Raw genomic sequence first — 19,179 nt, 5'->3', positions numbered from 1 at the left:
TCGTGGGAGAGGCAATAGTTATAACATCTGGTAAGGGTGGTGTCGGCAAAACGACCACCTCAGCCAATCTAGGAACGTCGTTAGCTCTTCTAGGCAAAAAGGTTTGCTTGATTGACACGGATATTGGTCTTCGGAACTTAGATGTGATTATGGGGTTGGAAAACCGTATCATCTATGACTTGGTCGATGTAGTCGAAGGGCGTTGTAAAATTCATCAAGCACTTATTAAAGATAAGCATTTCGAAGATTTGCTTTATTTGCTTCCGGCTCCACAAAACAGTGACAAATCAGCTGTGAATGAGGAACAGATGAAGAAACTGATCAGTGATATGAAACCGGACTATGATTACATCGTGATCGATTGTCCGGCAGGTATCGAGCAGGGCTTTAGGAATGCGATAGCGGGTGCGGACAGGGCCATCATCGTCACCACCGCTGAAAGACCGGCCGTCCGTGATGCAGACCGTATCATCGGCCTGCTTGAGAAAGAAGAGCATATCGATCCTCCTCAATTGATCATCAATAGAATCCGTGGACATCTTTTACATGAAGATGAAGAAATGGATATTGACGGAGTAACCAATTTCCTTAAAATCGATCTTATCGGTGTTATACCTGATGATGATCAGGTCATTGTGGCTGCGAATAAAAAGGAACCGATAGCTTACAATCCGGACAACAGGGTCTCGATTGCCTATCGGAACATTGCCCGCCGGATTCTTGGTGAATCTGTGCCGTTGACTCCAATTGGTGGAGAGCAAAAAGGTTTCATGTCTAAATTGAAAAAATTCTTTAGTGTGCGTTAATTTAGTAAGCGGGAGCATTCCATGCCCTCGCTTTTTTTATTTTTATCGAAAAATGGATATAAAAAAGGTAAGCCTCATAATAGGCTTACCTTATCTATTGTACTAAAGTATTAAAAATGCAACAGGTTATCCGCGTCTTCCGCCTCTACCGCCACGTTTTGATTCTGTACTACGTTTGAGCGTAGATAAATTCTCTTCGCTAGTCTTTAAAAAACGGACCATTTTATCTTCGAAGTTTTCCTTAGGTTGAAAATTGCCTTTAGAACGAAAATCTTTATTACGATTATCGCCTTGGCGTGGTGGGCGTTTAGTATAAGAAGAGGTTTGTCCTTCGGGTCTATCTATAGCTTTTTTGATGGACAAGGCAGTTTTTCCGTCTTTCTCGCTGATCACTTTTACCTCAATTTGGTCGCCTATTTTAAGATGGTCATTAACGTCTTTTACATAGCTGTCCGCTACCTCACTGATATGCACAAGACCTGTTGAGCCTCCTGGTAATTCTACGAATGCTCCAAAATTAGTGATACCTGTTACTTTACCTTGTACTTTGCTGCCTATTTCGATTGACATATTAAAATTGTTCCCCCTCAATAATGTTAAAACAACTTCATTATAACAAATAAAGTAGGAGAATATCAATTGGATTTTTCACCTCTTCCATTATTAAAAGGGAAAGGCTTTCAAAACGTTTGAAAATCAGTCTTTTTTTCTTTCGTCCATTCGTTTTTAAAACGCAAACCATTCATCTGTCGTAAAGAAAAACGATTCCTCGTCATAGTCTGGACAGGTTGCTCATAAGTTTTAATATGAGCGCTTTGATATGAGCAGGGGGTAGATTTGGAATGGATGATCGCAGGAAAGATATCCGCAATCGTATCGCCAAGAGACGAAAGGTGAAGGATAGCCCAGTGGTTAACAGTACTTGGACGGAGATTGAAAAGGAGAACCCGTACGAATTCGAATCTTTTGACGGGTATTCAGAAAAAGATCATCCGCTCTTTAAGAAGGAATATTTCTTTTTGAAAATCTTGGTGAGCATTTGCCTATTCTTAGTGGTTGCCGTGATGTTCAAGCACCCTTCCGTTCGCTTGGACTCAGCCAGAAGCTTTGTTACGGAAAACATGAACCAAGAGTTCCAATTTGCATCGGTTTCCAGTTGGTATGAAAATGCTTTTGGCAAACCTATCGCATTTTTACCGACTGAATCCACTACTGAAACGGCGGATTCGGGTGAAGAATATGCGATGCCTGCATCGGGGGAGATTACGCAAACCTTCGAGGCGAACGGCGAGGGAATCATAATGGAAACGAGCTTAGGGTCCAAGGTCGAAGCCATCAATGAGGGGGTGGTCATTTTTGCAGGGGAAAAAGAAGGAATCGGTAAGACTGTGGTCATACAGCATGCCAATAAAAGTGAGTCATGGTATGGCCAGTTGGAAAAGATTGATGTGAAGCTCTATGATCTGGTGAAGAAAGGGAAAGAAGTAGGACAGGTCACCGTAAGCGAGGATGGTTCCAAAGGCAGGTTTTACTTAGCCATTAAAGAAAATGATGCATTCATCGATCCTAAAAAGGTGATTTCCTTTGACTGAATATGCGAACTTACTGTCCAAAATCAAGATTCATCCGACGCTGTGGTTCGTCATAGGAATCGCCATCCTTACGGCACACTTTATTGAAGTGATGATGCTTTTACTCATCGTATTTATCCATGAGATGGGACATGCTGCGTGTGCACAGTATTTTAAATGGCGGATCAAGTCGATTCAGCTCCTCCCCTTTGGTGGGGCTGTCGAGACCGAGGAATATGGCAATAAAAGTTTGAAGGAAGATCTTGCAGTCGTACTGGCGGGCCCACTGCAACATATATGGCTCATTGGAGCGGCTTACCTGCTCTATTTCTTTTCATTCATTTCTTCTGATCTGTATCATTCCTTCTTCTATATGAATCTTATGTTGTTGTTCTTTAACCTGCTGCCAATTTGGCCATTGGACGGGGGAAGGCTACTCTTCATTGGTGTTTCCCTATACTGTACCTTCCTTGAGGCTCAGAAATATACCTTATATTTTTCTGGTGCATTCGCTGTATTGGCGTTTTTAACATGGCTTCTTCTCGAACCGCTTAACCTGAATATTTGGCTGATCATCTTTTTTATCAGTCTTTCTCTAATCATGGAGTGGCGACAGCGATATTATGCGTTCATGCGGTTTCTTCTGCAGCGCCATTACGGAAACACGAATGATCTGGCCAAATTAAAACCCATCATGGTGGATGCCCATGAACCGATTTATAAAGTGCTGGAATTGTTTCAACGTGGCTGCAAGCATCCCGTCATCATCATGAAAAATGGGAAAGAGAGTGGCTCATTGGATGAGACGGAAATACTTCATGCCTATTTTTCCGAGAAAATGACCAATGGGCAAATTGGTGACCTGTTATATTCTTATTAAATATGGTATCCTTTCTTCAAATTGAGGAGAGGATTTTTTTGATGAAAAAAGTGATTGTGAACCTATCTTCGCGTGAGAAGAGAGTAGCTGTCTTAGAAGATGAAGTGTTGCGGAAAGTCGAAGTCATGCCACCTCATCAACATAGTACGGTAGGTAATATTTATCTTGGCAAAGTGACTAAGGTCTTGCCAGGAATGGATGCCGTGTTTGTCGATTATGGTGCAGACAAGAATGGTTTTCTGCATCGGGATGAAATTCCGGCATATCAACTGACGAAGCGTGATGGAAAATCACCCATCAATCATTATGTTAAACAGGGTGAAAAGCTGCTCGTTCAGGTGAGCCGTGATGAAACGGGTACAAAAGGGGCGAAATTGACGGGGCTGATCGAGTTTTCGACGGATTCCCTCGTTTACATACATGGAATAGATTATGTTGGTGTGTCGAAGAAATTCAAAAATGAACGTTTGCAAAAGTATTGGAGAGAAAAAGCAACAGAATATAAGCAAAAGGACGAGGGGGTGATTGTTCGCACCTCGATGGAGAAGGAAAGTGAGTCGGCATTTCTCGACAAGCTGAATACACTGAGGCAGCTGCATAAGGAACTGGAAGGAAAGTCCGGTACGATGAAGGCGCCTGCCCTTCTCTTTGAGAAAGATACATTCCTGGAGATGGTTATCGCTGAAATGGCGAAAACGGTATCAGGTCAGCTCTTTATCGACAATTTTGATGCGAGTCAAGAGTTGAAAAAGTGGGTGCTGACTAATGGTAAGGAATGGAGTATATCCTATGAGACTGGTGCGAAGAACATTTTTTCAGAACGGAATCTAGATAACCAGTTCGAAAAGGCCATGAAAAAAGTGGTCTGGCTCGATAATGGGGGTTATCTGATTTTCGAAGAAACCGAAGCGTTCACCGTAATCGATGTCAATTCAGGGAAGTTTACAGGCAAGGTGGAAAAGGAAGCGACGCTTTTTGAAGTGAATGCAGCGGCAGCAAAAGAAGTCGCCCGTCAGCTGAGGCTTAGAAATATTAGTGGAATCATCTTGATTGATTTCATCAATATGGAGAAACCGCAACACAGGCTTGAAATCATCGATCTGTTTAAAAAGGAAGCCGCGAAAGATGAGATGCGGATGAAGGTTGTCGGATTTACTGAACTAGGAATCCTTCAAGTGACGAGAAAACGGACATCCCCTTCGCTTAGTGAAACCATGACGGTTCCTTGCCCAACCTGCAATGGAAGTGGAAAGGTGGAAAGCGCTGAAACCGTTGCCTTCCGCTTGGAGCGGGAGTTGCTGGAGCACCGCAAAACGGACGATGAGGCCATTTGGGTGGAACTTAGCCAATCAGTGGGGGATGTCCTGTTGGGGGAAAAGGAATCATATAAAGCGACATTGGAAGAACTAATATCCAAAAAGCTAGTGATCTCTTATGTTCCAGGCCCGGTCCATACATATTCCATCAGGCGCTTCGGAAGTTATGAAGAAATCAAGCGGTCAGTAAAGTGATGGACAAGAAATCCAACAAATGTATTGACAGTCATTCAGGTTTCATGATAGGATTTTAATGTTATGTTTGTAGCACCCGTGCTACAACCGCTCAACAACAGGTCTTAAGTTTTTTGTCTTCTGGACAAAACGCCTGTGATTGGCGAGTCTGAGACATTCAAGGAGGTGCAAGTATGTACGCAATTATCGAAACTGGCGGAAAACAAATTAAAGTAGCAGCTGGCGAAGCGGTTTACATTGAAAAATTAAACGCTGAAGCAGGCGAAACTGTTACATTTGACAAAGTTTTATTCGTAGGTGGCGAGGACGTGAAAGTCGGAGCTCCACTAGTGGAAGGCGCTACTGTAACAGGTACTGTTGAGAAACAAGGGAAGCAAAAGAAAATCACTGTCTTCAAATACAAAGCGAAGAAAAACAATCGTAGAAAACAAGGTCATCGTCAACCATACACTAAAGTTGTTATTGAAGCAATCAACGCGTAAGGGCTGATATCAAGATGATTAAAGTTATCTTTGATGCTCCGCAAGAACGGATCACTTCGTTCACATTAAGCGGACATGCTGATTTTGCTAAAAAAGGTTCCGATATCGTTTGTGCAGGCGTATCGGCCGTATCCTTTGGATCGGTCAATGCGATTATGTCCTTAACGGATGTAGAACCTGAGATAGAGCAAGGGCAAGACGGCGGCTACCTTCGCTGCGTCATCCCGGGGAATCTTTCGCCGGAATCCGAAGAGAAGGTGCAATTGCTCTTGAACGCAATGCTCATATCGCTACAAACCATCGAACGTGATTATGGTAAATATATGAAAATTATCCTCAACCAGTAGGAGGTGGAACAAATGTTAAGATTAGATCTTCAGTTCTTCGCTTCGAAAAAAGGAGTAGGTTCTACAAAGAATGGACGTGACTCAATCTCTAAGCGTTTAGGCGCTAAACGTGCAGATGGTCAATTCGTTTCTGGTGGTTCTATCCTTTACCGTCAACGCGGAACAAAAATCTATCCAGGTGAGAACGTAGGCCGTGGTGGAGACGATACTCTATTTGCAAAAATAGACGGTGTTGTTAAATTCGAACGTTTCGGACGTGACCGTAAAAAAGTAAGCGTATATCCAGTTGCACAAGAAGCATAATTGGCATCTTTGAACAGAGGCTGACTCAAAAGGGTCTGATTCCTTCTATGAGACACTATATATCGCGTCATTATTGATAATGGTATGCTTTATATAGTGTAGAAGGGGTCCGGCCCTTTATTTATACTATAAATATGATGAATAACCAGCGTTTTGCAGGAGATTTTAGTCAATTAGTATGGAAAACCACCTCTGATTCACAAAAGGCTCGCCAGTTTTGGCGGGCTTTCTTATACTTTAGGGGGTAAAATCCTGGATTGCTCTAACTAACACATTGATTGAATTTAAATAGACTGTTCAATTCAACTATTATATCTCCAATTGTTGCATGAATAAGCCCATTCTCTTTGCAAGTTCAAACGGCTCTACCATCGTCCAAAGAACTCAGGGTGTGTGGCTGTATTTTTTGGACGGGGGCTTTCATATGAAGGCATGTGAATCGAGCTTCATTTCCTGTTTGTTTTGTTTTTTGATATACTGATACAAATGGAAGTATTCAACATGATAGAGCCAAAAAAAGTTTCTTTATCATAATTGAAGGTGTTAATAATGGATAAAAATTGGACGACTATTGAAACGCTTCGTCAGACTAGACATGATTGGCTGAATAGAATTCAAATTATAAAAGGGAATTTGGAGTTGAATAGAATTGATCGCGTCAAAGGATTCATTGACGAGATCATAATTGAAACCCAGAATGAGGCAAGGCTCTCTAGTTTGAATATGCCAAAGTTCAGCGAGATGCTGTTGACGTCGAATTGGAGTAATTCAACATTTCAATGTGAATTTGAAATTATCGATGTTTTTGCGGGCTCCAATGAGTTGGACGAGTTGATGTCTCGTTGGACGAACGATTACTTTAAAGTTTTAGAAAAGAATCTCGATCCTTTTGGAGAAAATGTACTGGCTGTTTCTATGTGTAAAAAAGAAATAAGTGATATGCGTTGTTCTTTTCATTTGCAGGGCCGTTTCAATGATCAATCCGCGGTGGTGGAATTTATAGAAAAATCCTTAACAGCGGAGCAATCAATAGAAATGCGTATTTGTAATGAGAATGAATTATTCTTTAAGATGGATATTAAGTTTTAGAGAAGTATACAGCAAGAAATGACTTGCAGAAAACAAGGAAGTGATAGCATGTTTGTCGATCAAACGAAAGTCTATATAAAAGGCGGAGATGGTGGTAACGGAATCGTTGCTTATCGTCGAGAGAAATTCATACCAAAAGGCGGACCTGCCGGCGGAGATGGCGGCAATGGAGCAAACGTCGTATTTGAAGTGGAAGAAGGATTGCGGACGTTGATGGATTTCCGTTATCAACGTCACTTCAAGGCGCCTCGCGGGGAACACGGCATGTCTAAAAATATGCATGGTGCAACTGCGAAGGATATGGTCATTAAAGTTCCACCTGGTACAGTTGTCATTGATGAAAAAACGAAAGAAGTCATCGCAGATTTAGTTGAACATGGACAACGTGCCATTATCGCTAAAGGCGGCCGTGGTGGACGCGGGAATTCCCGTTTTGCGACACCAGCCAATCCGGCACCGGAAATTTGTGAAAATGGCGAACCAGGACAAGAACGCGATATTATCATGGAACTGAAGTTATTGGCTGATGTAGGCCTTGTAGGATTCCCGAGTGTTGGTAAATCTACATTGCTTTCAGTCGTATCAGCAGCCCGACCTAAAATTGCCGAATATCATTTCACGACAATCGTGCCGAATCTTGGTATGGTTGAAACGGAAGATCACCGCAGTTTCGTCATGGCCGATTTACCGGGGCTAATTGAGGGTGCTTCTGAAGGAGTAGGTCTTGGACATCAATTCTTGCGCCATATTGAAAGAACAAGAGTCATCGTTCACGTGATAGACATGTCTGGCCTTGAGGGCAGAGATCCGTACGAAGACTACCTGACAATCAATAAGGAACTAGAAGAGTATAATCTTCGTTTGACTGAACGTCCGCAAATCATCGTAGCCAGTAAAATGGATATGCCTGATTCAGCAGATAATTTAGCGGCATTCAAAGAAAAGCTTAAAGAGGAATTCCCGGTCTTCCCGGTTTCAGCTGTAACACGTGAAGGTATCCGTGAACTTCTTTATGCAATTGCCGATAAAATTGAAGAAACACCTGAATTCCCGCTTGATCATGAAGAAGAGAATACCGGGGTTCATCGTGTTCTTTATAAACATACAGCCCTTTCAGATGAATTTGATATCGAGCGTGAATCGGATGGCAGCTTTGCTGTTAAAGGATTCAAGATTGAACGTCTATTCAAAATGACGGACTTCACACGTGAAGAATCCATCAAGCGTTTTGCTAGACAACTTCGCTCATTCGGTGTCGATGAAGGATTGCGCCAAAAAGGTGCGAAAAACGGGGATATCGTTCGTATCCTTGAATATGAATTTGAATTTATTGACTGATAATATGTAAAAACCATGGTGGTAGGCAAAAGGAGCGTGCGGACTTTGAATAAGGCCGATCAGAAATTTTTCCTCGTTCGAGAGGATGTCCTCCCCGAAGCGATGAAAAAAACGCTGGATGCTAAAGAAATGATTGAACGGGGAAAAGCAGATTCAGTTTGGGAAGCGGTACAAAAAGTGGATCTGAGTAGAAGCGCCTTTTACAAATATCGGGACACGGTCTTTCCGTTTCATACGATTGTCAAAGAAAAGCTAATCACTCTGTTCTTTTACCTCGAAGACCGTTCCGGGACTCTATCGGAGCTCTTACGACTGGTCGCCTCATCTGGCTGCAACATCATGACGATTCACCAAACGATTCCCTTACAGGGTCGTGCCAACGTCACTCTCTCGCTCAACACGAGTGGGATGACGGTGGATATTGATGATCTTTTAACAAGATTGCGTAAAATGGAATTCGTCGAAAAGGTCGAAATCCTTGGGAATGGTGCATAGAATAAAGCCTGTACAGTTCATTGTACAGGCTTTTTTTTATGTGTGGTCATTAAAGATTAACTATTGTAATAAATCAGAAAATGGCATAACATAAACAATAGATTGTCCGTGAAAAGGGGATTATAATATGACTTCAAAAATAGCATTTCTTGGACCGAAAGCAACGTTCACGGATTTAGCTGTCTCTCGCTTATTTCCTAATGATAGTAAAATTCCGATGAGTACGATTCCAGACAGTCTCGACGCTGTCCGCGATGGGGAAGTAAGTCATGCGCTGGTCCCTATCGAGAATGCGTTGGAAGGTTCGGTTAATATAACGATGGATTACCTGGTTCATGAAGTGAGGCTTCCGATTAAAGGGGAAATCACGATTCCTATCGAACAGCATTACATGGTTCATCCGGATCATGCCAATCCTGACTTTAAACCGGATAGGGTCTATTCCCATTCACACGCTATTGCACAATGCCGTAAATTCCTACATAAAGATCTAAGTGGCATCCCATTTGAATATGTTACGTCAACGGCTGCAGCAGCAAAAATGGTAATGGAGAATCCGGATGCCAAAATTGCAGCCATCGCGAACGAAATGGCAGCACAGGAGTATGGGTTGACGATTCTTGAACGAAATATTCACGACTATGAGCATAACCATACCAAATTCATTGTCGTATCCAACGGCGAAGTCGATTTCAGTGGGCATTTAACTACTGAGGGAGACAGTAAAACGACGTTGATGATCCAGCTCCCAGCCGATCATTCGGGACAGCTTCATCAAGTTCTTTCTGCCTTCTCATGGAGAAAACTGAACCTTTCCAAAATAGAATCTCGACCGATGAAAACAGGACTAGGTCATTATTTCTTCATTATCGATGTAGAAATGGCACTTGACGAGGTGCTCATCCCAGGCACGATTTCTGAACTTGAGGCCCTTGGATGTACCGTGTCAATCTTGGGCAGTTATCCATGCTTTACCGTTCAAAATGGATTGGTGCACCGATAAGGACAGATGTAGACAGAAGGAAACACAGTTAAATGGTCTTTAAAGTACATTCCTAAAAAATCTCCTTGGATAAAAGTCCAAGGAGATTTTTTTTAGGAGGCCTTGAATCTAATTAGAAAAATAGGGAGTGACACATTGTTCTGCCTTTTTTAAAGAACGTAAAGCTATTAAGCCCATATAATAGGATTTAATAGGGTTAATTATGAAGTGGGTTGGGAGAAATACATACCAAGAGGTAAACCAGATTTATCGTTACAATATCCTCTTACAGAATTTAAATGTAAAAGACTGAAAAAGATGAAAGAGGGGATGGGAGATGTGCGGTAAAGATGAGTAATGAGTTCAAAGAAACGTTCGGATCTTGGCTGCAAGCCATCGGAACGGTTTTATCCGCCATCGCAAATACACCAACCCTTATATCGGATTACGATTCTGCAAATAACTTGGATGTGGTGGGGAACACTCTCCAGGGAACAGGTAATGCTTTAATTGCCGATGGAGAGGAAGCTTTCACTTTAGATCAAATCGGAAGTGCAGTTCAGGCCATTGGAAATTCGACGGTTATTACAGGATTGATAGGTACTTTTTCAGATGACACGAATGATCTATTGATTATAAACGGAAATTTTATTCAGGCTTTAGGCGGTGGCGTATCTGCGGCGGATATAACCGAAAATGCACCAGCTGAAGGGATAAATATAGTTGGTAATTTAATGCAGCTGTTGGGAAATTCATTACAAGCACTGTCTGGGATTATTGAATTGAAAAGAGAAAATACGAATCCAAGCCTGGAAAGCAAAGGAAATGGGAGCCAAGGGAGTGGGAATCAAGGGTACGGAAGCAAAGGAAATGGGAGCCAGGGAAATGGGAACCAAGGGTACGGAAGCCAAGGGAATGGGAACCAAGGGTATAATGAGGGACAATTAGACCCGGAAACATTACAAACGTTAGGGAGCTGGATTCAAGCGATAGGAGCCGTTCTCAACCTGATCGCTCAATTAATAAGCAATGAAGAGGGGGAGAGTGGAGATGAAGGCGAAAACGAGAGCGATTCGTAAGAAAATAGGACACTTCGAATGCCTTTACTTCGAAGTGTCCTATTTTAGTTAACTAAAATCCCGGCTTTATTCAATGCTTCTTCTGCTTCGTCCAGTAAGTCTTCTGAAGCGGCACTAATGGTATGAAGGTGAATGCCGCTAGTCAGTTCCGATAATAATGTGGCTTTTGTTTTAGTAACCTTTGAAAGGAAGGATGCCACTTCTTTCCGATTACTGACCATGATGGAAGCCGTTAAGTCCCCATACACGGGATGCTCTATTTTCACGTCTTTGACGGTTATGCCGATATCGACAAGTAGAAATAATTCCTCCTGGGCTCGCGTGGGCTCGTGCTGGCAAGCGATGGTCCGTTCAGGGTTTTGTCTAGTCTCGGTTTGCAAGTAGATATACCCCTGGCTAGTAGCGATAATCGGCTCATTTCGTGCTTTAAGAAGGGTAATGTCACCGACGATGACCTGCCGGCTCACATTGGTTATTTGGGAGAGTTCGCTACCGGTAACAGGCTGTGAACTTGTTTGTAGGATATGTAAGAGCTTGGTTCGTCTTTCTTCGCCTAATAATTTCTTTTTTTGCATGATCCTTCACCTCGTTATGTACAAATAGTTTACCATAAAATAAAGGGGCTAATCGAATGAAAGTCGATTTACCCATGGTGTTCCTTAAATGCATGCGGGTGAATGCAGCAAAAAAGAGGGAGGCACATGGAAACGTCCGCCCTCAATCTTGTACAATCATAGGTTACTTGCCTTGAAAGTATTGCCCCCGTTCATATCACCAGATTGGAATCCTTTATTAAACCAGCGCTTTCGCTGCTCGGAGGTTCCATGCGTAAAGCTGTCAGGAACAACATACCCTTGAGCTTTCTTTTGGATGGTGTCGTCTCCCACTCCACTGGCTGCACTCAAAGCCTCTTCGAGATCGCCTTCCTCAAGTAAGTTCTCTCCTTGAGCGTGATGAGCCCATACCCCTGCTAAATAGTCAGCTTGAAGTTCCAGTCGAACAGAATATTTATTATATTCTTTTTCACTGACCCTTGACCGGTCGGGCATTTCTTTTCTAGACGTGCCCAATAGGGTCTGTACATGATGTCCCACTTCATGAGCTATGACATAAGCCATTGCAAAATCTCCGGGTGCCTGATACTCATCTTGAAGTTCCTGATAGAAACTCAAGTCAATATAAAGCTTCATGTCACCGGGACAATAAAAGGGTCCCACTGAAGAACCGGCCGTTCCACAGGCCGAGTCGACACTTCCTGTATACAAAACGAGAGTGGGCTCTTTATATTCTAGCCCTTGCTTACGAAACTCTTCCGCCCAAACCCGCTCGGTATCTCCAAGAACGACCGAGACAAATTGAGCGAGCTCCTTCTCCTGGTCCGTTTCCTCATAGGAGTCATTGTCTGTAGTATCATTGGAACCAAGGCCATTCAAAAGATCACTTGGGTTGCCACCTAGGAACATAACGATCAAAACGACAACTATGCCAAATCCGCCACCAATCCCGGCGATGCTCTTTCCACCCATTCCTCTTCTGTCCTCAACGTTCGAACTCTTTTGTCTTCCTTTCCATTTCATTCAGATACCCTCCTAGACTGTTGTTTTTTATGTAGTGCCATCTAAATCAGCATTTTATAAATCCTATACCCTATACCCAAAGTTCGGATTGATTAGACAGAGATGCACGCTGGCAAAAAGCGGTCAATCCTGCTACCCCCCTCATTTGAACGGGTTTTTCTGACTGTGTGGCTTTCATTCATATTTTAGTTTCATCAAGCATAAGTTTTCATGATAAATAATAATGGCAATTTACCCACTACATCATAGTATATATGGACATATGCACAGGAGGGGTTATCAGCGTGAAAATTCATATAGTCCAAAAAGGCGATACGCTTTGGAAGCTCGCAAAAAAATATGGCGTGAGTTATGAACAACTGAAAAAATCCAATTCTCAGTTAAGTAATCCGGATATGATGATGCCGGGCATGAAAATTAATATACCTGGAAATACATCGGGATCAATTAAAAAAGAGATGGGCACGCCACAAGTGACATATCAATCCAAAGAATCTCAAATTCAACCGATTCAAATGAAAGAACAGCAAATTCAACAGCAACCCGTGATGAAGGAACAGCAAAAATATCAAGCACCTATAAAGGAACAGCAGAAATATCAACAGCCTGCGATAAAAGAATATCAATTGCCTATTAAAGAAAAGCAAATGCCTGTTAAAGAAAAGCAAATGCCTATAAAGGAAATGCCCGTTAAGGAAAAACAAATCGTTGTCCCGAAAGAGGTTCAGGTACCGAAACAAGTGATACCAGAAATAGATATCAATAATTATTATTTGGTCAATATGACCAACATGAGTGTACAGAAGCCACCAACTCCGCCAACTCCCCCAAAAAAGGTTGAAGCGGTGAAGCCAGTAGAAAAACCGGTAAAGAAAAAATCAAAAAAGAAGCCAGTTGTTCAGGAAATATGTGAACCGGTAGACGATTGCATTCCAATCACCCCTATCATGCCAGGAAGCGGTTTTAGCATCGATCCACCGCCATGGGCATCCATGCCCATGCATGGGGTCCAAGGAGCTTTTCAGGGAGCCCCTCACTATCAACAAGGTGTTCAAGGCATGCAAGGCTATCAAATGATGGAAGAAAGTTCAGACGTATGGGGAGAATCTCCTGATATGCATTCAATGGGTCAAAGTACCGTCCAAGGAGCCAGTCAAAACCAGGCCGGTCAACAATACTATCCATATCAAGCTTCAGCACCCGTCCCACATCATATGTATGGCGGAACTCCACAACAAGTTGCAGGTGCGTATATGCCGCACCATTATGAGTCATCTTCCGAGTCGTCATCGTCGAATGCTCCGAATTTCCAATACTATCCACAGCAGCCCTATATGCAGTCCAATATGCAAGCCGAAAGTGAGGATTGTGGCTGCAACAAGGGAGAAATAGGAACATATGGACCAGAGAAAGAAGTGAAGGGCCAATACTATGCTATGGAAGAAACGCAAAGCAAGGCGCACCATCACCCTGATTATCATCAATTCCATAAAGGCAGACCACAATACTCAGAATCCTATGCGGGAGCTAGTATTCAAAGTCTAATGGGGGAAAAACAGCAACCAATCCAATATGAAGTAGAATCGGTAGATGAAATTCAAATACAAGAATATCAAGGAGGACCTCCTGGAGGCATGATGGGGAACCAGTCTGGCAATCAGATGGGAGACATGATGGGGAACCACCAATACGGCAATCAAATGGGAGGCATGATGGGGAACCACCAGCCTGGCAATCAGATGGGAGGCATGATGGGGAACCAGCCCGGCAATCAGATGGGAGGCATGATGGGGAACCAGCCCGGCAATCAGATGGGAGGTATGATGGGGAACCAGCCCGGCAATCAGATGGGGGGCATGATGGGGAACCAACCTGGCAATCAGATGGGAGGCATGATGGGGAACCAACCCGGCAATCAGATGGGGGGTATGATGGGGAACCAACCCGGCAATCAGATGGGAGGCATGATGGGGAACCAGCCCGGCAATCAGATGGGGGGCATGATGGGGAACCAACCCGGCAACCAAATGGGAGGCATGATGGGTAATCCATACGGCAACCAGATGGGAGGCATGATGGGAAACCAGCCCGGCAACCAAATGGGAGGCATGATGGGGAACCAGCCCGGCAATCAGATGGGAGATATGATGGGGAATCCATATGGCCATCAACTAGGGGGCCAACCAGGTGCGATGCCAGGTCAGTTTGGCGGACAGCCCGGAATGATGCGTGGACAGCTCGGAGGTCACCCTGAAGCAATGATGCCAGGGCAAATGGGTGGGCAACCAGGTCAATTCGGAGGCGTTCAAGCACCTGAAACATTTGGAATGCCTACGTATGCGGACGAAAGTGATGACTACTAATTATCAGGGGGACAGTGTTTTTTACACTCGTCTCCTCTCTTATTTAAACCGCCGACCTAAGAACGTCCATCATCTTCAGAGCAATGTCTATATGATTTCATTCAAAAAAGACGCTCCCATCATTCTTAAAGGATTCGATAGCTTTGAAAAATGGGATCGACAAAGGGAATTGACTTCCTTGTTAAGTCAAAAAGGGTTCGAACAAACGTATCAGATTCACCAGAAGTTAATGCCGTTCCAATTCAAAGGGAAATGGTATGGCAGTATGGACTATATACCTCCAAGCAAGAAAAAGTTCCGTTTTTCCCATCATAAAGACCGGTTGGAGGGCATTGAATTATTGGAAAGATTTCACGATGTTTCTGAAAACCTGTCAATCAAAGCTCCCCTATTTGATCAGGTGAGAAAATGGAAAGAAAGATTGTCATTATTTAAAAAGAACATTTCGTATACTCGCCAATATGTTTCAGATGAAATCATCAATGAGTGGGTAAGGTGGGGGGAATGGTCCTTGGAGGGGTTTGAAAAAAACCAATCAAAATGGGATAAGGAAAAAAACGTCATCATTCACGGTGACTGTGCCCACCATAATTTTTTGAGAAGAGAAGATGGGTCACTTGCTTTAATCGATTTCGATTTAATGGCGAAGGCACCGCGATGCATCGATTATTTACAATATGCCAATCGGATTTCGCCCCATCTCGATGATGCTGCCACGATGCTTTGGCAAGTTCCACAGTTGAAAAAATATCAAAAAGATCGGGCATTTCTTTATGCTTTGGCTTTCCCTACGGATATATTCCGCGAGTGGAACCGGAATAATAAAAGCTCATCACAATTCCATTCCGTTTGGAAAATGACGGTGGAGGGGTTTTCGAAGCGAATGGAGATGAACGAAAAATTGGCGGACATGATTTCCAAAAGGTAATGAGTATCTAAAATGGACATAACTTACAGACTGAAATCCCTTCAATACACCCATGCTAATTATGAGCGAAAATAGGCTCAATCCATTTTAGCAAAGGGGGGATTGTTGGTGCGGAACAAAGTTTGGGCACTGCCGCTTTGCACGGTATTCGTTGGGGGTTTGATTGGCTGTGCCAATAATGATACGGCAGAGAATCAAAATCCTATGAATGAAACGGGGTACCATACAACCGAAAAGAATGCACTAGTTCGTCAAATTAATTTTGATGATATGGAAAAGGATTTGTATGGAAAAGATGATGCATACAGCAAGAAGGACCGTAACTATCATGGTCATGAAAGCAAACCACTTCGGGCTAAATCATCCTATTATAACTCCTATGAAGGGACATTGGTCGACCAAGCGGATAAGATTGCAAATCGTGTAGACAATGTCATTGACGCCAGGGCCATCATCATGAAAGATGAAATGCTAGTGGCTTTGTTGCTAGATGATTATGATCAGGCGACAGCGGTCAAAGAAGCGGTGTGGAAGAAAATCGAACCTCTAACAGAGGGCCGGGCACTTTATGTAACGACGGATGAAGGTGTGTACTACCGGACGATGACACTCGATAATAACCTGCGAGACGGAGATACAAAAGAATTAATTGTCCTGGATGCCAATGATATGTTCGACAACCTGGATATTCATAAAGATCATATCAAATAAACGCATCCAAGCTGGCTTCGAATGGAGTCAGCTTCTTTTCTTTAAAAAGACCAACGGAATTTTTTCGGTTAATAATCGAATTTCAGGTCAAACTATGTAAAAAGTAAACGCCTTAAGAGGTGATCGCATTGATTAATCAACTGAAAATCCAGTTTTTCTTGGCCTTGTTCGTCATCCCGTTCTGTTTGACTGCTTTTGCCGAGGAAGCAAAACAAGAGGAAAGTCAGCCAATCGAACAAAAAGTCATCCTTCAGCGTTTGTATCTCGATGGGGAATTAAGTGAAGAGAAATTGACGGAAAAGATTTGGACGATGGAAGACTTTTGGTTGAAATACCAAGGATGGAATGTGGTTGATCAAAATGATGACCACATTGTATTGAATAAAATAGAGAATGATATATCGCCCTTACTCAAAGCAAACGGCTATCTTGGGATGAAGGAGGATGGGACTCTATCCATTTTTATCGGGAAGCCGGAGCATGCCAAAATCATTCATACTTTCTATCAATTGGATGTAGGGAAATTGGAAGTGTACAAGCAGGAAGAATTGCAAAAAGGGATTCCAATCGTAAATAAGGATCAATATAAACAGCTTATTAAGGAATATGAGCCGTATTCGATTAACTAGGATGGGAGAAATACACCCGTCCTATTTGTCTGCCTTCCAAGGATTGATGGGTGACTTAACGCCCAACTAACGGGTAGGGAATTCAGGATATCCAGGGTCGGGGCAAAAGGTGCCTATCTCAAAAGAACATAAATAAGCATAGGAGGTGAACACCACCAATTGCTAAATAACTTTTAATAAACTTCCCTCTCCTTTTATGATAAAATGAGAGGTACAGCTAAATCAGGGAGAGAATTAATTTGTATGATTATATAAAAGGCATGGTCGATTATATTGGACCTGAATACATAGTCGTGGATAATGGGGGAATCGGATATCAAGTGCTGACTCCGAATCCTTTTATTTACTCCGCCCAATTTAAGAAAGAGACTCAAGTTTTTCTATATCATTATGTACGTGAGGACATGATTTCTTTATACGGATTTCAATCAAGGCAGGAAAAGGCACTGTTCACGAAACTATTGAATGTGACGGGAATCGGGCCGAAAGGGGCGCTTGCTATATTGGCGTCGGGCCAGGTGGATCAGGTTGTGCAAGCCATCGAAAATGAGGATGAGACGTTCCTTGTAAAATTCCCTGGAGTCGGAAAGAAGACAGCACGCCAAATGATCCTTGACTTAAAAGGCAAGCTTGAGAATATCATCCCGGATGCTTTCCCGAACTTATTCAATGAAGGAGTTCCGACGGCAATCAATCAAAATGGGTATACCGAAGATTTGGAAGAAGCGATTCTGGCCCTGAAGGCACTTGGTTACTCGGAAAAAGAAATACAGAAGGTCGCGAAAAAGCTGCAAGTGGAAGAAATGACGACCGAGCAATACATTAAGAAAGCATTGCAAATGATGTTAAGATAAGGAGTGGCGCAATGGAGGAGAGAGTTTTTAATCAGGAAGCCGATTTGAACGAACTATCCTTTGAACAAAGCCTGCGACCGCAAAACTTAAAGCAATACATTGGACAGGATAAAGTGAAGGCGAATTTGAGTGTGTACATCGAAGCAGCCCGGATGCGCGAAGAAACGCTTGATCACGTGCTTTTGTATGGACCGCCGGGGCTTGGGAAGACGACGCTTGCCGTCATCATTGCGAACGAAATGGGAGTCAATATCCGCACCACTTCTGGACCGGCCATTGAAAGACCGGGAGATTTGGCAGCCATTTTGAGTGCCCTTGAACCAGGTGATGTCTTATTCATTGACGAAATCCATCGTTTGCCTCGGGTCGTGGAGGAAGTCCTCTATCCAGCCATGGAGGATTTTTGTCTGGATATCGTGGTCGGTAAGGGACCCGAAGCTCGTTCAATCCGAATCGATCTACCACCGTTCACCCTTGTTGGTGCTACAACTCGTGCGGGTTCACTATCAGCACCTCTTAGGGACCGGTTTGGCGTCTTGAGCCGCTTGGAATATTACACGGAACATCACTTGACCGACATCGTTCTCCGGACAGCCCAAATCATGGATACGGAAATGGATGACCAGGCTGCCGGTGAGATTGCGAGAAGGTCGCGGGGGACCCCTAGGATTGCCAATCGGCTTTTACGCCGTGTGAGGGACTTTGCCCAAGTTCGCGGGGATGGCACGATCACGACGAAACTGGCTGATTATGCATTGGAATTAATGCAGGTCGACCGTTTAGGACTGGATCATATTGACCATAAATTACTTAAAGGAATCATTGAAAAGTTTCGTGGTGGTCCTGTGGGCTTGGAGACGATCGCAGCTACGATCGGGGAGGAAGCGCATACGATTGAAGATGTGTATGAACCCTATTTACTGCAGGTTGGTTTTTTACAGAGGACTCCTCGAGGTCGTATGGCAACTTCGCTTGTTTACGAGCATTTCGGGATGGAGATGCCTGAGCGATGAATGTGCCTAAGACGATCATGACTCTAGGTGTGATTATTTTTGTGATTGGATTTGCGATGAAGTTCATTCAGCTTGGCAGGCTCCCGGGGGATATCTTTTTCAAGAAGGGAAATACGACTTTTTATTTTCCTATCATGACTTCGATCATCGTCAGCATTGTGCTGTCGGCTATTTTTTATTTAATTAGCCGTTTTAAATAATAACTAACTACATGATACACA

22 protein-coding genes and 1 other annotated feature are annotated in these 19,179 nt (G+C 43.2%); of the genes, 19 read left to right on the top strand and 3 right to left on the bottom strand.

Annotated features, from left to right (window positions below; genetic code table 11):
- Nucleotides 1–2 precede the first annotated feature (2 nt).
- Nucleotides 3–806: a septum site-determining protein MinD gene (minD, locus tag ACIQXH_RS02995; RefSeq protein WP_402875789.1), complete on the top strand. Its 804-nt coding sequence runs from the start codon at nucleotides 3–5 to the stop codon at nucleotides 804–806.
- Between the two features lie 126 nt (nucleotides 807–932).
- On the opposite strand, the gene ACIQXH_RS02990 is transcribed toward minD, so the two are convergent.
- Nucleotides 933–1,376, bottom strand: a complete 444-nt coding sequence (locus ACIQXH_RS02990) for a S1 domain-containing RNA-binding protein (RefSeq protein ID WP_402875787.1) — start codon at nucleotides 1,374–1,376, stop codon at nucleotides 933–935.
- 272 nt (nucleotides 1,377–1,648) lie between these two features.
- Here ACIQXH_RS02990 and ACIQXH_RS02985 point away from each other — a divergent pair, with 272 nt between their 5' ends.
- The 11 genes from ACIQXH_RS02985 to ACIQXH_RS02935 all read left to right on the top strand — a co-directional run bounded on the left by ACIQXH_RS02985 (nucleotide 1,649) and on the right by ACIQXH_RS02935 (nucleotide 10,883).
- Nucleotides 1,649–2,398, top strand: a complete 750-nt coding sequence (locus ACIQXH_RS02985; RefSeq protein WP_402875785.1) for a peptidoglycan DD-metalloendopeptidase family protein — start codon at nucleotides 1,649–1,651, stop codon at nucleotides 2,396–2,398.
- Nucleotides 2,391–3,257, top strand: a complete 867-nt coding sequence (locus tag ACIQXH_RS02980; RefSeq protein ID WP_403122089.1) for a site-2 protease family protein — start codon at nucleotides 2,391–2,393, stop codon at nucleotides 3,255–3,257. The genes ACIQXH_RS02985 and ACIQXH_RS02980 overlap by 8 nt, the downstream gene beginning before the upstream one ends.
- Before the next feature lie 41 nt (nucleotides 3,258–3,298).
- Nucleotides 3,299–4,768 (top strand): Rne/Rng family ribonuclease, encoded by a 1,470-nt coding sequence (locus ACIQXH_RS02975; protein ID WP_403122087.1) that lies wholly within the window; start codon nucleotides 3,299–3,301, stop codon nucleotides 4,766–4,768.
- Between the two features lie 75 nt (nucleotides 4,769–4,843).
- Nucleotides 4,844–4,928, top strand: a sequence feature (ribosomal protein L21 leader region).
- Between the two features lie 13 nt (nucleotides 4,929–4,941).
- The gene (gene rplU, locus ACIQXH_RS02970) at nucleotides 4,942–5,250 is read left to right on the top strand and encodes a 50S ribosomal protein L21 (protein ID WP_402875780.1); all 309 of its coding nucleotides are present in this window, start codon (nucleotides 4,942–4,944) and stop codon (nucleotides 5,248–5,250) included.
- 14 nt (nucleotides 5,251–5,264) lie between these two features.
- The gene (locus tag ACIQXH_RS02965) at nucleotides 5,265–5,597 is read left to right on the top strand and encodes a ribosomal-processing cysteine protease Prp (RefSeq protein ID WP_402958202.1); all 333 of its coding nucleotides are present in this window, start codon (nucleotides 5,265–5,267) and stop codon (nucleotides 5,595–5,597) included.
- A gap of 12 nt (nucleotides 5,598–5,609) precedes the next feature.
- Nucleotides 5,610–5,900: a 50S ribosomal protein L27 gene (gene rpmA / locus ACIQXH_RS02960; protein WP_402875777.1), complete on the top strand. Its 291-nt coding sequence runs from the start codon at nucleotides 5,610–5,612 to the stop codon at nucleotides 5,898–5,900.
- A gap of 549 nt (nucleotides 5,901–6,449) precedes the next feature.
- Nucleotides 6,450–6,989 carry a Spo0B C-terminal domain-containing protein gene (locus ACIQXH_RS02955; RefSeq protein WP_402875775.1) on the top strand — a complete coding sequence of 180 codons (540 nt, stop codon included), beginning with the start codon at nucleotides 6,450–6,452 and terminating at the stop codon, nucleotides 6,987–6,989.
- Nucleotides 6,990–7,037: 48 nt separating this feature from the next.
- Nucleotides 7,038–8,327, top strand: a complete 1,290-nt coding sequence (gene obgE, locus ACIQXH_RS02950; protein ID WP_403122085.1) for a GTPase ObgE — start codon at nucleotides 7,038–7,040, stop codon at nucleotides 8,325–8,327.
- Nucleotides 8,328–8,372: 45 nt separating this feature from the next.
- Nucleotides 8,373–8,822, top strand: a complete 450-nt coding sequence (locus ACIQXH_RS02945; protein ID WP_402875772.1) for an ACT domain-containing protein — start codon at nucleotides 8,373–8,375, stop codon at nucleotides 8,820–8,822.
- Between the two features lie 127 nt (nucleotides 8,823–8,949).
- Entirely contained in the window at nucleotides 8,950–9,825 is an 876-nt protein-coding gene (gene pheA, locus ACIQXH_RS02940; RefSeq protein WP_402875770.1) for a prephenate dehydratase, read from the top strand.
- 329 nt (nucleotides 9,826–10,154) lie between these two features.
- Nucleotides 10,155–10,883 (top strand): DUF6944 family repetitive protein, encoded by a 729-nt coding sequence (locus ACIQXH_RS02935; RefSeq protein ID WP_402875768.1) that lies wholly within the window; start codon nucleotides 10,155–10,157, stop codon nucleotides 10,881–10,883.
- Between the two features lie 44 nt (nucleotides 10,884–10,927).
- On the opposite strand, the gene ACIQXH_RS02930 is transcribed toward ACIQXH_RS02935, so the two are convergent.
- Together ACIQXH_RS02930 and ypfJ are read right to left on the bottom strand one after the other, a co-directional pair.
- A complete protein-coding gene (locus ACIQXH_RS02930; RefSeq protein ID WP_402987346.1) occupies nucleotides 10,928–11,461 on the bottom strand; it encodes a transcription repressor NadR in 534 nt (177 codons plus the stop codon).
- A gap of 153 nt (nucleotides 11,462–11,614) precedes the next feature.
- Nucleotides 11,615–12,460, bottom strand: a complete 846-nt coding sequence (ypfJ, locus tag ACIQXH_RS02925; protein WP_402986434.1) for a KPN_02809 family neutral zinc metallopeptidase — start codon at nucleotides 12,458–12,460, stop codon at nucleotides 11,615–11,617.
- A 284-nt stretch (nucleotides 12,461–12,744) separates the two neighbouring features.
- Here ypfJ and safA point away from each other — a divergent pair, with 284 nt between their 5' ends.
- From safA to ACIQXH_RS02890, 7 genes are all read left to right on the top strand, one after another.
- The gene (gene safA, locus ACIQXH_RS02920) at nucleotides 12,745–14,823 is read left to right on the top strand and encodes a SafA/ExsA family spore coat assembly protein (protein WP_403122083.1); all 2,079 of its coding nucleotides are present in this window, start codon (nucleotides 12,745–12,747) and stop codon (nucleotides 14,821–14,823) included.
- Entirely contained in the window at nucleotides 14,813–15,751 is a 939-nt protein-coding gene (locus ACIQXH_RS02915) for a phosphotransferase (protein WP_402869849.1), read from the top strand. Before safA ends, ACIQXH_RS02915 begins: the two co-directional genes overlap by 11 nt.
- A gap of 108 nt (nucleotides 15,752–15,859) precedes the next feature.
- Nucleotides 15,860–16,462: a YhcN/YlaJ family sporulation lipoprotein gene (locus ACIQXH_RS02910; RefSeq protein WP_403122081.1), complete on the top strand. Its 603-nt coding sequence runs from the start codon at nucleotides 15,860–15,862 to the stop codon at nucleotides 16,460–16,462.
- Nucleotides 16,463–16,590: 128 nt separating this feature from the next.
- Entirely contained in the window at nucleotides 16,591–17,091 is a 501-nt protein-coding gene (locus ACIQXH_RS02905; RefSeq protein WP_402869845.1) for a BofC C-terminal domain-containing protein, read from the top strand.
- 239 nt (nucleotides 17,092–17,330) lie between these two features.
- Nucleotides 17,331–17,945, top strand: coding sequence for a Holliday junction branch migration protein RuvA (gene ruvA, locus ACIQXH_RS02900; RefSeq protein ID WP_403122079.1), 615 nt, complete (start codon nucleotides 17,331–17,333; stop codon nucleotides 17,943–17,945).
- An 11-nt stretch (nucleotides 17,946–17,956) separates the two neighbouring features.
- Nucleotides 17,957–18,958, top strand: coding sequence for a Holliday junction branch migration DNA helicase RuvB (gene ruvB / locus ACIQXH_RS02895; protein WP_402869841.1), 1,002 nt, complete (start codon nucleotides 17,957–17,959; stop codon nucleotides 18,956–18,958).
- A complete protein-coding gene (locus ACIQXH_RS02890; RefSeq protein ID WP_402869839.1) occupies nucleotides 18,955–19,158 on the top strand; it encodes a DUF2905 domain-containing protein in 204 nt (67 codons plus the stop codon). The genes ruvB and ACIQXH_RS02890 overlap by 4 nt, the downstream gene beginning before the upstream one ends.
- The last annotated feature ends 21 nt before the right edge of the window (nucleotides 19,159–19,179 follow it).

The sequence above is a fragment of the Peribacillus sp. NPDC097225 genome, from assembly GCF_044761955.1.
Taxonomy (GTDB): domain Bacteria; phylum Bacillota; class Bacilli; order Bacillales; family DSM-1321; genus Peribacillus.
Note: the sequence above shows the minus strand (reverse complement) of the source record. Positions and strands in the feature narration are given on the sequence as shown.

Coding starts and splice junctions, on each gene's coding strand:
- ACIQXH_RS02990 (WP_402875787.1), bottom strand. CDS start 1,376: ATGTCAATCGAAATAGGCAGCAAAGTACAAGGTAAAGTAACAGGTATC.
- ACIQXH_RS02985 (WP_402875785.1), top strand. CDS start 1,649: ATGGATGATCGCAGGAAAGATATCCGCAATCGTATCGCCAAGAGACGA.
- ACIQXH_RS02975 (WP_403122087.1), top strand. CDS start 3,299: ATGAAAAAAGTGATTGTGAACCTATCTTCGCGTGAGAAGAGAGTAGCT.
- rplU (WP_402875780.1), top strand. CDS start 4,942: ATGTACGCAATTATCGAAACTGGCGGAAAACAAATTAAAGTAGCAGCT.
- ACIQXH_RS02965 (WP_402958202.1), top strand. CDS start 5,265: ATGATTAAAGTTATCTTTGATGCTCCGCAAGAACGGATCACTTCGTTC.
- rpmA (WP_402875777.1), top strand. CDS start 5,610: ATGTTAAGATTAGATCTTCAGTTCTTCGCTTCGAAAAAAGGAGTAGGT.
- ACIQXH_RS02955 (WP_402875775.1), top strand. CDS start 6,450: ATGGATAAAAATTGGACGACTATTGAAACGCTTCGTCAGACTAGACAT.
- obgE (WP_403122085.1), top strand. CDS start 7,038: ATGTTTGTCGATCAAACGAAAGTCTATATAAAAGGCGGAGATGGTGGT.
- pheA (WP_402875770.1), top strand. CDS start 8,950: ATGACTTCAAAAATAGCATTTCTTGGACCGAAAGCAACGTTCACGGAT.
- ACIQXH_RS02935 (WP_402875768.1), top strand. CDS start 10,155: ATGAGTAATGAGTTCAAAGAAACGTTCGGATCTTGGCTGCAAGCCATC.
- ypfJ (WP_402986434.1), bottom strand. CDS start 12,460: ATGAAATGGAAAGGAAGACAAAAGAGTTCGAACGTTGAGGACAGAAGA.
- ACIQXH_RS02915 (WP_402869849.1), top strand. CDS start 14,813: ATGACTACTAATTATCAGGGGGACAGTGTTTTTTACACTCGTCTCCTC.
- ruvB (WP_402869841.1), top strand. CDS start 17,957: ATGGAGGAGAGAGTTTTTAATCAGGAAGCCGATTTGAACGAACTATCC.
- ACIQXH_RS02890 (WP_402869839.1), top strand. CDS start 18,955: ATGAATGTGCCTAAGACGATCATGACTCTAGGTGTGATTATTTTTGTG.